We start from the raw sequence: 12,320 nt of genomic DNA on the forward strand, positions 1-12,320 counted from the left end.
GAGCGCCGATGAGCGCGAGGTTCTGGCCTCCCGTACGGGCCAGGAGGGAGCGGGCCGACCGGCCCGCCCCGACGGGCCCGCCGGGGTGCTCCGCCTTTCGGTCGACGGTGGGTGCGGTCATCATGTGTTCCCTCCAGGGGCGGTGGTGACCAGGTCGTCAACCATGGCGAGCGCCAGGACGGCTTCCTCGGTGGCATGGGTGCGGTCGAGCTCGCCGGTGATGCGGCCGTTCTGCATGACGATGACGCGGTCGGCCAGGCCGAGGACCTCGGGCAGCTCCGAGGAGATGACGAGGACGGCCACACCGTCACGGGCGAGGTCCGCGATGATCTGGTAGATCTCGGCCTTGGCACCGATGTCGACGCCACGGGTGGGCTCGTCGAGGATCAGGAGATCGGGTCGTCTGGCGAGCCAGCGGGCCAGGACGACCTTCTGCTGGTTTCCGCCGGACAGGGTGCGGACCTCGGCCTCGATGGAGGGGGTGCGGACCCTGAGCCGAGTGGCGAATTCCTGGGCGAGGGCCTTCTCCTGGCGGTGGTTGACGAAGCGCCAGCGAACGAGGCGCGTGAGACTCACCAGGGATGTGTTGTCCCGGATGGTGCGGTGCAGGAACAGCGCCTGAGCCCTGCGTTCCTCGGGCGCGAGGCCGATGCCGGCCCGGACGGCGTCCCCGGGGCGGCGCAGCCGCAGTCGCCGGTCCCTGAGGCGGACCTCGCCGGATCGGATCGGAACGTCGCCGGCCAGGGCGAGGGCCAGCTCGGACCGGCCGGCGCCGACGAGGCCGGCCAGTGCGACGACTTCGCCGGCCCGGACCTGGAGGGTCATGTCGTGGACGTCGTCGGTGCTGACGTCCCGTACGTCGAGGACCACCTCGTCGGTGGCCACGTCCTGCCGGACGAACAGGCTGGACATGTCTCGGCCGACCATGAGCTTGACGAGTTCACGTTCGTCGGTTCCGGAGGCGTCGACGACCCCGGCGACCGCACCGTCCCGCAGAACGGCGATGCGGTCGGCGAGCCTGAAGATCTCCTTCATCCGGTGGGAGACGTACACGACGGCGATGCCGTCGTCGCGCAGACGGCCGATCAGCGCGAACAGAGAGTCGACCTCATGCTCGGAAAGGGAGGAGGTCGGTTCGTCGAAGGCGATGGCCTTGGCTCTGATCGGGCCGGAGAGTGCACGCAGGATCTCGACCAACTGCCGCTGGGCGGGAGTGAGTTCGAAACCGAGCAGGTCGGGATCGAGGACGTCGGCGAAGCCGAGGCGTTCGAGGTCCGCCGTGATACGCCCTCGCAGCTCCGCCCGGTTCAGGCGGCGCCCGCGGCCGCGGGGCAAGGAGCCGACGTAGACGTTCTCCGCCACGGACACCTGCGGGATGATCTCGGGCTCCTGCGGGATGATGCGGATTCCAGCCGCTCGGGCGTCCTGCGGGGAACTCAGGTCGAGAACCTGTCCGTCAAGGAGTACCCGGCCGTCGGTCGGACGGTGATCACCCGTCAGGACCCGGAGCAGGGTCGACTTTCCGGCACCGTTCTCACCCATGAGGGCAGTGACCTGGCCGGGCGGGAAGTGGAGACTCACCTCTCGCAGTGCCTGGACGGCGCCGAAGCGCTTGGAGATCGCTTCGGCGGCCAGTCCAGCCTCAGTGGGTACTGCTTGGGTGCTGCGTGTGGTCACGTCGGATCAACTGCACTTCACGCCTGCGGCCTGCCAGGTGCGGGCGTCGACCATCTTGGTGGGGGCGAACGCCTCAGCCGGGAAAGCCTTGCCGTTCTTCAGCTTGTCGTACATGGTCTGGACGGCGAGGGCTCCGATGTCGCTTCCGTTGATGAAGAGGGACGCCTTCATGCCGGACGGCTTGCCGGCATTCCAGTCCTTGCAGGCCAGGTAGGCGCCGAGGCCCACGCCGATGATGTTCTTGGGGGCGATGCCGGCATTCTGCAGCGCGGTGACACCGCCCTGGACGTTCTCGTCGTTGCAGCCCCACACGACCCAGTGCTTGACGCCCGGATTGGCGGTGATGGTCGCGGCGACCTTGTCCTGGGCGCCTGTCGGAGTGTTGTCGGTGGCGACGTCGATGTTCTTGACGCCCGCGCCGTCGGCGGAGAACGCGGCCTTGGCGGCCTTGACCCGGTCGCCGCAGACGGTGACGTCCTGCTTCCACGCGGAGATGATCCGTGTGTCAGCGGCCTTCCAGCCGGCCTTCTTGTACTCGGCGGCGGCCCGCTTGCCGACTTCGCCGCCCATCTGGGCACCGCTGAAGCCGATGCGTGGCACCAGGTCGGAACTGGTGCAGGCCGTCGGGTCGGGACCGGTGGTGCAGATCTGGTCGTCGGAGGTCAGCAGCGCGACCTTGGCATCCTTGGCGCTCTGCACCACCTGCGGGCCCACGGCCGGGTCCGGAACGACGATGATCAGGCCGTTGCTCTTCTGCGCGATGGCGGACTGCACCTCGCTGACGGTCTTGTTCGCGTCATTGCCGAGGTTGACCACCGTGAGGTCGACGCCGAGCTTCGCGGCCCTGGCCTTGGCGCCGGCCGCTTCGCCGATGAAGTACTCCTGATCGCCCTGCTTCTGCAAGTAGGTGATCGAGATCTTCCCGCCCACCTTTTCCACCTTGCCGTCCCCGGAGGCGGAGGACTGACCGGTGGAACAGGCGGTGAGGCCCAGCGCCACGGCGGCGCCCAGGATGGCGGCGGCGCCGCGGCTGCGAGATGTGAACATGTGAGGGCTCCGTTTGGTGAGCAGTCCAGTCGGTGTCGGTCCAGGACTTCCGAGTCAGCAGGGCTCTGGACCGGGGAGGAGTTCGTCGATGCCCTGACGGGCGCCGGTGAGACGTGCGCGGCGGTTCTGTCAGCGCCGGACCGGACGCCGGATCCGGCGGGTCGACGAGGCATCACGGGGGCCTACCGGTAGGGCTGTTCACCCGGTCCGGGGTCTTGTTTGTGCGATGGCACGGACCGAACAGGGCCGGTGCCATCCGCCGCCGGCCCCACGGGCAGACAGGTGGGCCGCGAAGTTTTCGCAGCCGACCGCCTACTCGCATGTCGTCCGGCAGCCGAATTCTGTGAGAGGCAGCAGGATCCTGTCAAGATATTGAATTATTAATGCCAATGGGTACGGTGGCAGTGTGACCGCACAGACGTGTCGGAGATTCCGGGGTCGGGTCGCTGTGATCACCGGTGGCGCCAACGGCATTGGTGCCGCGACGGCACGACGGCTGGCAGCGGAGGGTGCCTCGGTCGTGATCGTCGACGTCGTGGACGGCCAGGCGGTGACTTCCGCCATCGAGGAAGAGGGCGGCCGCGCCGAGTACCGGCACGGCGACGTGGCCTCCGCCGCGATGTGGCAGGAACTGGCCCATTACGTCCGTGAGCGCCACGGGCGGCTGGACGTGCTGCACAGCAACGCGGCAGCGGCCGTGGTGAAACCGGCGCACGAGCTCACCGAGGCGGAGTGGGACATCCAACTGGGCGTCTGTCTCAAAGCGTCCTGGCTCGCGATGCGGGCCTTCGCCGGGCTCCTGCGCGAGAGCTGCGGCTCCCTCGTCCTCACCTCCTCGGTCCACGCGCTCGTCGGACTGCCCGGACACCCCGCCTACGCCGCCGCCAAAGGCGCGCTGTGCGCGATGGGCCGACAGCTCGCCGTCGAGTACGGTCCACAGATCCGGGTGAACACCGTGCTTCCCGGCCCGATCATGACGGCGGCATGGGATCGGGTCGACCAGGCGGGCCGCGCCGACAGCGTGGCGGAGACAGTCGCCGGGCGGTTCGGACGACCCGACGAGGTGGCCGCCGCGGTCGCCTTCCTCGCCTCCGACGACGCCTCGTACGTCACCGGCACCACCCTGGTGGTGGACGGCGGCTGGTCCGTCGTCAAGGCTTCGTCGTGACAGACCGAACAGCCACCACGGGAACGGCACACAACCGCCTCAGCGGGCAAAAGGAGAAAAGTCCATGAACCGGCCGGCACGCGGACTGCACGGACAGACCGTGGAGATCCTCGGGGCACAGATCATCCGAGGGCGCTACGGCCCGGGTGACCCCCTCTACCCGGAAGAGCTCGAGGGGGAGCTGGGTGTCAGCAAGACCGTGGTGCGCGAGGCGCTGCGCGTCCTCGCCTCCAAGGGGCTGATCGAGTCCCGGCAGAAGCGTGGCACCTTCGTCCGCCCGCGCAGCGACTGGCATCTGCTGGACAGCGACCTCCTGCGCTGGCAGGGAATCGGCATCCCGGACGCCACCTTTCTGGAGAACCTCGGGGAGGTCCGCGGCATCGTGGAGCCGTCCGCCGCACGCTTCGCCGCCCTGCGCCGCGACGACGCCGACCTGGCCGCACTCGACACGGCCCTGGACCGGATGGCGGCCGCGGGCTCCGACGCGGAGGCCGTCATCGAGGCCGACCTCGCCTTCCACCGGGCCCTGCTCGGGGCCGCACACAACGAACTTCTGACCCAGATGGAGGTGGTCATCGAAGCCGGCCTGCGGGTGCGCGACCGCATCGTCCACGGAGCCGACGCGTGGGCGGACGCCGTTCCCGCGCACCGCGCGGTCCTGGACGCGGTCCGCGCTCAGGACCCGGACGCCGCGGCGAGGGCCGTGCTCAGTCTCCTCGTGCAGGCCGCCGACGATGTGGCGCACCACATCGACGACGGCCACGGAGCAGACGGATGAAGATCACCTCGCTCGAGACCTTCCTCGTCGCACCACGCTGGCTGTTCCTGAAGATCTCCACCGACGAGGGCATAGCAGGTTGGGGCGAGCCGGTCGTCGAGGGCCGCGCGGAGACCGTCCGCACGGCGGTCCACGAGTTCGCCGACCACCTCGTGGAACGAGACCCGCTGCGCATCGAGGACCACTGGCAGGTCCTCACCAAGGGTGGTTTCTACCGCGGCGGCCCGGTGCTGTCCAGCGCTGTCGCCGGCATCGACCAAGCACTGTGGGACATCGCGGGCAAGGTCCACGGCGTACCGGTTCACCAGCTCCTCGGCGGCCCCGTCCGCGACCGGGTACGGATGTACGCGTGGATCGGTGGTGACGACCCGACCGACGCGGCCGAACAGGCCCGAGCGCAGGTCGAGGCGGGCTTCACCGCCGTCAAGATGAACGGCTCCGCCCGACTGCGGCCGATCGACACCCCGGCCCGGACCCGAGCCGTCGTCGACCGCGTCGCCGCCGTCCGCGAGGCGCTCGGCTACGACCGCGACGTCGTCATCGACTTCCACGGCCGGACATCCACCGCGATGGCCCGCCGACTGCTGCCGCTGCTGGAACCGCTGCAGCCGATGTTCGTCGAGGAACCCGTCCTGCCCGAGTACTCCCGCGACCTGCGCTCCCTCGTCGAGTCCACCGCCGTACCCCTGGCCGTCGGTGAACGCCTCTACTCCCGCTGGGACTTCCGCGACGTCCTTTCCACCGGCATCGCCGTCGCCCAGCCCGACGTCTCGCACGCCGGCGGCATCTCCGAGGTACGACGGATCGCCGCACTCGCCGAGGTCCACGACGTCGTCATGGCCCCGCACTGCCCGCTCGGCCCGATCGCCCTGGCTGCCAGCCTGCAACTTGCCTTCTCCATACCGAACTTCCTGATCCAGGAGCAGAGTCTCGGAATCCACTACAACCGTGGCAACGACGTGCTCGACTACCTCCTCGACCCGGAACCGTTCCGCTTCACCGACGGGCATGCCGCTCTTCCCACCGCGCCGGGCCTCGGCATCGACATGGACGAGAGGGCGGTACGCCGTGCCGACGAGACCGGACACCGCTGGCACAATCCGGTCTGGCGTCACCGGGACGGATCGTTCGCGGAATGGTGACCGACGTCGCCCCGCACGCCCACACCGACCTCGGCGCGGGCGGTCGGTGGACGTCCCTCGAGGCAGCCGGACGCGAATGGCTGTGGCACCGCCCGGACCCGGCCCGCGGTACCGTCCGGCCCGGCGACGCCTTCGTGGACGCCGGTGGCCTGGAGGAGTGCGTCCCCACCATCCGCGGCGTCCCGGACCACGGAGACGCCTGGTCCCGAGCCTGGCGCCGGGTCGGCACCGCCCACGTCGTGGAGTGCCCGGACTTTGTTCTCCAGCGACGCATCCGCCGCACCGCGACCGCCCTCCGGGCCGGTTACGAACTGCGCGCCGACGCCGGATACCGGTTCCTGTGGGCAGCGCACGCCCTGCTTGACGTGACACCCGCGGCCTGCCTGAACGCCCCTGCCGGTACCCCCACCCGTCTGTTCCCCGAGGCCGCCCCGCTGCTCGACCGCTCCTGGCCCAGCACCGCCCGCCACCTCACCGGGCCCTGGCCGGCCCCCTGCGGTCTGCGCCTCGACCGGCTGGGACCCGACGACGGTACCGCCGTCGGCGCCGTCCTCACCTCCTGCGACCGCGTCACCGTCACGGACGGACCCGACACCCTCGCGTTCGCACTGCGCGCCGAAGCACCTGTCCCCGTCTCCGTCGCCCTCTGGCGCAACCTGCGCGGCTTCCCCACCACCGGCGCCTACCGGAGCATCGGCGTCGAACCGATGATCGGCTCCGTGTTCGACCTCGCTGAAGCCGGCCCCGCCGACGTGGCCGAGGTGCCCGCCGACGGCCGGCTCCGCTGGGAACTCGCGATCACCGCCACGACCACCCGGACACCCGAGGCATCCCCATGAATCTCAGCGAACTTCCCTGCCGCACGCTCGCCATCGTCCGCGGCGGCGATCGCGACGCGGCTCTGCGCACGGTCCTCGCCCTCGCCGAAGAGGGCATCACCGCCATCGAGGTCTCGCTCACCACCCGCGAGGCGCTCTGGGTGATCGAACGGGCCCGCCGGGTCCTCGGTCCACACGCCGACCTGGGCGCCGGCACCGTGCTGACAGCCGAGGACGCCACCCGCGCCGCCGACGCAGGAGCCGGCTTCCTGGTCACCCCCGCCGTGGTCGAGAACCACCGCTGGGGCACGGCCCAGAACCTGCCGCTCCTGATGGGCGCGTTGACTCCCACCGAGGTCGCCACCGCGGTGGACCGCGGCGCGTACGCGGTCAAGCTGTTCCCTGCCTCCTTCTCCGGCCCCGCGTACCTCGACGCGCTGCGCGGCCCGTTCCCCCACGTCCCGTTCGTTCCCGTCGGCGGCATCGACATCGAAGCGGCTCTCGCCTTCCTGGCAGCCGGTGCGGTCGCGGTCGGTGTCGGCTCGCCGCTGATCCGCGACGCCGCCGACGGCGGCGACCTGGACGAGCTGCGGGTGCGCGCCGCGCAGTGGAGCCGCGCACTGGCCGAGGCGGTACCGGCATGAGCCGCGGGCCCGAGACCGACGGGCCGGCCGTCGTCACTTTCGGCGAGGCGATGGCCTCACTGCGGGCCACCGCTCCGGTACGGCTCGGCGCCGACATGCGGCTCTCCGTCGCCGGCGCGGAGGCCAACGTCTCCATCGGTCTGGCCCGGCTGGGCCACTGCGTCAGCTGGGTCGGCCGGGTCGGCGACGACGAATTCGGCGCTCTGGTCCTGCGGACGCTGCGCGCCGAGAGCGTCGACGTGCGTCACGCCCGTACCGACATCGGCGGACGGCCGACCGGCCTGATCACCCTGGAGCCCCGGATCGGCGACCTCATCAGGGTCGCCTACTACCGGTCCGGCTCGGCCGCCTCCGCGCTGAGCGCGGAGGATGTCGTCGCGGCGCTGTGTCCCGGCGTACGGATTCTGCATCTGACCGGGATCACCCCCGCGCTGAGCCCGGCCGCCGAGGCCGCGACCGCCGCTGCCGCCGCCAGGGCCCGCGAACTCGGCATCACGGTCTGTCTGGATGTCAACTATCGTGCCGGACTGTGGTCCGCCGAGCGGGCCCGTGCCGTCCTGCTGCCGCTGGCCCGCTCGGCCGACGTGCTGATCGCTTCCGCCGACGAACTCCATCTGGTCTGCGAGGACGCCGACCACGACGAACCGGAGGCGATCGCCTCGCTGCTCGCCCAGGGGCGGCGCGAGGTGGTCATCACTCGTGGCGGAAACGGTGCCGACGCGACCACCACGGCCGGCAGCGTCCACCTGCCCGCCCGGCCCGTGCCCGTCGTCGACGTCGTCGGCGCCGGCGACGCTTTCGTCGCCGGCTATCTGTCCGGTCTCCTGGAGGGTCTCGACATCCGGGAACGACTCCACCGTGCCACCGTCGTCGGCGCGTTCGCGGTGACCACCCGCGGTGACTGGGAGGGCCTGCCCACCCGCGACGACCTCGCACTCTTCGATCACCCCGCCGGCACGACCCTGCGCTGACGCCATCGGAGGCCACCATGCGACACGCCGACGAACCACCCGGGCCCCCGGCCGAGGTCTGGGTCGAGGGTGCCTACGAACTCGGCGAGGGCGCCCGGTGGGTCGACGGGCGACTCGTCTTCACGGACATCCTCACCGGACGCCTCTTGCACGTCCCCGACGGCACCCGGACCGCGCGCGAAATCGTACGCCTGGATGTTCCGCTGGGAGCCGTCGCGCCCGTCCACGGCCGCCCCGGCCACTGGATCGCCGCGGCCGGCACCGGTATCGCCCATCTCGCTCCGGATGGACGGCTCGACTGGCTCGACCGTCCGGAGGACGACTCACCCGTCCCCACCAGGATGAACGACGGCGCCTGTGACCCTCACGGCCGCTTCTGGGCCGGCAGCATGGCCTACGACGCCACCCCCGGCGCAGGCTCGCTCCACCGGACCGACCCGGACGGCACCGTCCACCGTGTCCTGGAAGGCTTGACGATTGTCAACGGCCCCGCCTTCACCGCCGACGGCACCCTGCTGTACGTCGCCGACAGCGCTGCCGGCGTGGTCCACCGCTGCCCGCTGGACGTCGACGGCAATCCCCTCGGCCTGTCGGAGTTCACCCGCCTGCCGGCGGGAGGCTCACCCGATGGTATGACCGTGGACACCGACGACTGCCTGTGGGTGGCCGTCTGGGGCATGGGCGAGGTCCACCGCTACGGCCCCGACGGCACCAGACTGGCCACCATCCGGCTTCCGGTGCGACAGCCCACGTCGGTCTGTCTCCCCCCGGAAGGCGGTCGGCTGCTCATCACGACCGCACGCTACGGCCTCACCGGCCCGTTCGGCGCGGCAGGCGCGGTTCTGACCGCGCCTGTCGACGCGGCAGCACCCGCGGCCGAGGCCTACCGTCCGGGCTGACGACCGATCGGCCGTCGTGCCCGGAGCGCCGGCACATCCGTGGGCGGCGTCCGCGCGGACGCCGCCCAGCCTCGAAGGGTCTTGTAATACTTCATACGGGCAAAGACATGCTCGACGTTCGTCCGCACCCGCTTCTGAATCTGGCCCTGCTCGGCCTCGCCGGAGTCCTCTGTCAGCAGAGAACCTCATTTCCACCTCGCGTACAACCTGATGCACCAACAGAACTCAAAAGATTCACTCATGGCCGCATTTCGAACTCATAGAGCTCGTAACACGATCTTGTTGAGGTGTCCTGGCCGGGCGTGACCGATACGACGATTCGGCCGTTCGGGAGGGTGTGAGTACTCGGCCGTGGATTGTGGATGACGACTTGTGGACGCTGATCGAGCCGCTGCTGCCGCCCTGGCCAAAGCGATCACCGGGCCTCGGCCGGTGGCGGACCGGCTGTGTCTGCAGGGCATCCTGTACGTGCTCCACAACGACATAGCCTGGCAACTACTGCCCCTGGAGCTGGGGTTCGGTTCCGGACAGACCTGCTGGCGGCGTCTGGAGCGGTGGCAGCAGGCTGGGGTCTTCGACCGGCTGCACCGCATTCTGCTTGCCGAGTTGCATGCTGCCGGCGGACTCGACTGGTCGAGGGCGTGTGTGGACGGCTCCCACATCCGCGCGAAAAAGGGGGAGCCGACACCGGTCCGTCACCGGTCGACCGCCGGAAGACGGGCAGCAAGCACCACTTGATCTGCGACGGACTCGGCACCCCGCTCAAGGTCATCACCACCGCGGCAAACGTCAACGACGTCACCCAGACCCTCGCCCTGGTCGACGGCATCCCGCCGGTGGCCGGGCGTCCCGGTCGGCCACGCCGCCGCCCCGATTCGCTGCTCGGCGACAAGACACCCCATGCAGCTATCGGGTCAAGCAGCTGCTGCGAGAAGGGGTGGGGGCGGTGAGGCGAAGGCGATTGTTTCGTCGAACTTCTCGCGGGTCGTCAAGCAGTGATGGAGTCGGCCGAGCATGCGGTTGAACAGGCGGCGGAGGGCGGCGTGGTAGCGATCGCCGGTGTCTCTTCGGCGGTTGTAGTGGGCATGGGCCCCGGGTGAGGCGGTGAGGGCGGCGAACGCCCAGTGCCGTCCGGTCGCGGCCAGGCGGCTGTTCTTGATCCGACGATGGCTGACGCGTCTGCTTTTGCCGGATTCACGGGTCACCGGAGCGCTTCCGGCGTAAGCCTTGAGGTCCCGGCCTGTTTCGAACCGGGTGCGGTCGTCACCTATCTCGGCGAGCATCCGGGCGCCGGTGAGCACGGCAAGGCCGGGGAAACTTGTGATGATCTCCGCGTCGGGATGCTGAAGAAAGAGCTCCTCGGTGTCACGCGCGAGGTCCTCGCAGGCCCGGCATGCCGCGTCGAGCTGGGCGAGCAAGGCGAGTGTCTGACGTCCCATCGCCGTCTCCACCAGAGCCGGCTGGCGAAGCCGGGTCTGGCGGAGCACTCCGAGGAGCCGGTCGGTCTCGGCCTCGATCCGGCGCTGGCGGCCGGCCCTTGTGACGGCAGCCCTCACCCGGCTGCGGGTGAGCCGGGCAGCCTCCGCCGGAGTCGGCGCAACCGCCAGGATCGCGCGGGCCTCTCGGGCAAGCAGCCGCTCGCGTTTGTCCGCAAACGCCTCAAGGATCGCCGGGTAATACTCACGAAGATGAGACCGGAGCCGATTGTGGGCTCGCGTGCGGTCCCAGACCGAGTCCTGCTGAGCTCGAGCCAGGACGGCAATCGCTCTGACCAGATCGGAGTCGTTCGGCAGCGCCCGATGTTGCCCGGCATCGGTCCGCAGAATGTTCGCCAGGACCAGTGCGTCGTGGTGGTCGGACTTTTTGCGGGAGACGACATGGCGGTCGCGATAGCGGGCGACAGCCATCGGATTGATGGCATAGACCCGGCGGCCGGAAGCCCGCAAGCAGGCCACCAGGAGTCCGCGGGAGGTCTCGATCGCAATCGGGATCGGATCATCCGGGCTGTCGCCGTGCTCGGCGAGCAACTGCAGCAGGTCCTGGAAGCCGGCCGTGTCGTCACTGATCCTGAGCTTGCCCAGCAGTCGGGCGTCGGAGTCGACCACTGCCACGTCGTGGTGGTCCTCCGCCCAGTCGATTCCACAGGTCACGCGCAACGTGCGCTCCTTTCGAGCCTTCGCTGTCCCTCGGCTTCGAGCCGAGACGGGACCACCCGGCCACCTAATAGAAGCGCTCGCCGGCGCACCACCCCATCAGCCGTCCGTGGCCCCAGCTGAGCCCAGGGGCCTCGCTCTTGTGAAGAGCTCCACGGCTCCGGCTGATCGGGAGGTGGCCCTGGGAACGGCTCGAACCACGGCACGGTACGCCGACCGAATCCGAATCGGCAGGGGCTGGGTCCGCGTCCCTCTTGTCGAAGCGCTCCAGGCGCTGCATACAGACCAGACGTCTCACTCAGCCCCTGCCAGGGCTGGCTCAACGGCCAACCCACAGCGCCTATTAGGGATACGACTCCAACCCGAACCGCGAGGAGCTGCGCAAGCGCCGGATCCTGCCGGTCATCTCCCGCAAGGGCGCCCCGAACATCAAGGGCCTGGGCAAGCTCCGCTACGTCGTCGAGCAGACCTTCGCCCTGCTCCACCAGTTCAAACGCCTCGCCGTCCGCTGGGAACGCCGAACCGAACTCCACGACGCCTTCGTCTCATTGGCCTGCGGCCTCATCTGCTGGAGGCGACTGAAGAAGCACCGGTCGTGATCGCGTCACGAGCTTTTGGCTACAACTCACACCACTCACCCAGAGGGCCGGCCGCCCCCGTCTGCGTGAAGTCGTGCACCAGCTCCCACGCCCGATCGGTATCCAGGACAAAGTTGCCCGTGTACGCGGCGAGGTCGTCCATGATCGGGACTTCGACCTCGGCACCTGAGGGCACGGTGCCGTCTCCTATCAGCAGAGACATCCGCTCGGCGTCACTCATCAGATGGATGATCGCGTGATCACCTCGGAAGGCCAGGATCAGCACCGGGAACTCCTTGTCCGGCGACCGAACCTCGAGGTACCCCTGGCCACAGGAACGCAGGTCGTTGGGCGGAGCACCCCGGCGGGCCCGTCGGGGCGGGCCGGTCGGCCCGCTCCCTCCTGGCCCGTACGGGAGGCCAGAACCTCGCGCTCATCGGCGCTC

The 12,320-nt window shown here is 69.8% G+C and carries 11 protein-coding genes and 1 pseudogene; 8 read left to right on the forward strand and 4 right to left on the reverse strand.

Annotation, left to right across the window (positions count from 1 at the left end; all coding sequences use genetic code 11):
* Positions 1–120 precede the first annotated feature (120 nt).
* Together ACIQ7M_RS40730 and ACIQ7M_RS40735 are read right to left on the reverse strand one after the other, a co-directional pair.
* On the reverse strand, positions 121–1,677 hold the full coding sequence (locus ACIQ7M_RS40730; protein ID WP_403654172.1) for a sugar ABC transporter ATP-binding protein: 1,557 nt from the start codon (positions 1,675–1,677) through the stop codon (positions 121–123).
* 6 nt (positions 1,678–1,683) lie between these two features.
* The gene (locus ACIQ7M_RS40735; RefSeq protein ID WP_403654175.1) at positions 1,684–2,724 is read right to left on the reverse strand and encodes a substrate-binding domain-containing protein; all 1,041 of its coding nucleotides are present in this window, start codon (positions 2,722–2,724) and stop codon (positions 1,684–1,686) included.
* Between the two features lie 448 nt (positions 2,725–3,172).
* Between ACIQ7M_RS40735 and ACIQ7M_RS40740 the strand changes: the two genes are divergently transcribed.
* From ACIQ7M_RS40740 to ACIQ7M_RS40775, 8 genes and pseudogenes are all read left to right on the forward strand, one after another.
* Positions 3,173–3,892 (forward strand): SDR family NAD(P)-dependent oxidoreductase, encoded by a 720-nt coding sequence (locus ACIQ7M_RS40740; protein WP_403654178.1) that lies wholly within the window; start codon positions 3,173–3,175, stop codon positions 3,890–3,892.
* Positions 3,893–3,956: 64 nt separating this feature from the next.
* Positions 3,957–4,670 carry a FadR/GntR family transcriptional regulator gene (locus ACIQ7M_RS40745; RefSeq protein ID WP_403654181.1) on the forward strand — a complete coding sequence of 238 codons (714 nt, stop codon included), beginning with the start codon at positions 3,957–3,959 and terminating at the stop codon, positions 4,668–4,670.
* Positions 4,667–5,812 (forward strand): galactonate dehydratase, encoded by a 1,146-nt coding sequence (gene dgoD, locus ACIQ7M_RS40750; RefSeq protein WP_403654184.1) that lies wholly within the window; start codon positions 4,667–4,669, stop codon positions 5,810–5,812. Before ACIQ7M_RS40745 ends, dgoD begins: the two co-directional genes overlap by 4 nt.
* Positions 5,806–6,651, forward strand: a complete 846-nt coding sequence (locus ACIQ7M_RS40755) for a hypothetical protein (RefSeq protein WP_403654187.1) — start codon at positions 5,806–5,808, stop codon at positions 6,649–6,651. Before dgoD ends, ACIQ7M_RS40755 begins: the two co-directional genes overlap by 7 nt.
* Complete coding sequence (locus tag ACIQ7M_RS40760) at positions 6,648–7,274, forward strand: bifunctional 4-hydroxy-2-oxoglutarate aldolase/2-dehydro-3-deoxy-phosphogluconate aldolase (RefSeq protein ID WP_403654190.1); 627 nt, start codon at positions 6,648–6,650, stop codon at positions 7,272–7,274. The genes ACIQ7M_RS40755 and ACIQ7M_RS40760 overlap by 4 nt, the downstream gene beginning before the upstream one ends.
* A complete protein-coding gene (locus tag ACIQ7M_RS40765; RefSeq protein WP_403654193.1) occupies positions 7,271–8,245 on the forward strand; it encodes a sugar kinase in 975 nt (324 codons plus the stop codon). The genes ACIQ7M_RS40760 and ACIQ7M_RS40765 overlap by 4 nt, the downstream gene beginning before the upstream one ends.
* Before the next feature lie 17 nt (positions 8,246–8,262).
* The gene (locus ACIQ7M_RS40770) at positions 8,263–9,144 is read left to right on the forward strand and encodes an SMP-30/gluconolactonase/LRE family protein (protein ID WP_403654196.1); all 882 of its coding nucleotides are present in this window, start codon (positions 8,263–8,265) and stop codon (positions 9,142–9,144) included.
* A gap of 292 nt (positions 9,145–9,436) precedes the next feature.
* Positions 9,437–10,037: pseudogene (locus ACIQ7M_RS40775) on the forward strand (IS5 family transposase); the annotation flags it as partial.
* 21 nt (positions 10,038–10,058) lie between these two features.
* Here the strand turns inward: ACIQ7M_RS40775 and ACIQ7M_RS40780 are convergent.
* On the reverse strand, positions 10,059–11,300 hold the full coding sequence (locus ACIQ7M_RS40780) for an IS110 family transposase (protein WP_403654199.1): 1,242 nt from the start codon (positions 11,298–11,300) through the stop codon (positions 10,059–10,061).
* 615 nt (positions 11,301–11,915) lie between these two features.
* Positions 11,916–12,161, reverse strand: coding sequence for a hypothetical protein (locus ACIQ7M_RS40785; RefSeq protein WP_403654202.1), 246 nt, complete (start codon positions 12,159–12,161; stop codon positions 11,916–11,918).
* Between the last annotated feature and the right edge of the window lie 159 nt (positions 12,162–12,320).

The sequence above is a fragment of the Streptomyces sp. NPDC096324 genome (genome assembly GCF_044763015.1).
Lineage (GTDB): Bacteria > Actinomycetota > Actinomycetes > Streptomycetales > Streptomycetaceae > Streptomyces.

Excerpts from the sequence above, each read along its gene's own strand:
- ACIQ7M_RS40735 (WP_403654175.1), bottom strand. The coding sequence starts at position 2,724 with ATGTTCACATCTCGCAGCCGCGGCGCCGCCGCCATCCTGGGCGCCGCC.
- ACIQ7M_RS40745 (WP_403654181.1), top strand. The coding sequence starts at position 3,957 with ATGAACCGGCCGGCACGCGGACTGCACGGACAGACCGTGGAGATCCTC.
- dgoD (WP_403654184.1), top strand. The coding sequence starts at position 4,667 with ATGAAGATCACCTCGCTCGAGACCTTCCTCGTCGCACCACGCTGGCTG.
- ACIQ7M_RS40755 (WP_403654187.1), top strand. The coding sequence starts at position 5,806 with ATGGTGACCGACGTCGCCCCGCACGCCCACACCGACCTCGGCGCGGGC.
- ACIQ7M_RS40760 (WP_403654190.1), top strand. The coding sequence starts at position 6,648 with ATGAATCTCAGCGAACTTCCCTGCCGCACGCTCGCCATCGTCCGCGGC.
- ACIQ7M_RS40765 (WP_403654193.1), top strand. The coding sequence starts at position 7,271 with ATGAGCCGCGGGCCCGAGACCGACGGGCCGGCCGTCGTCACTTTCGGC.
- ACIQ7M_RS40770 (WP_403654196.1), top strand. The coding sequence starts at position 8,263 with ATGCGACACGCCGACGAACCACCCGGGCCCCCGGCCGAGGTCTGGGTC.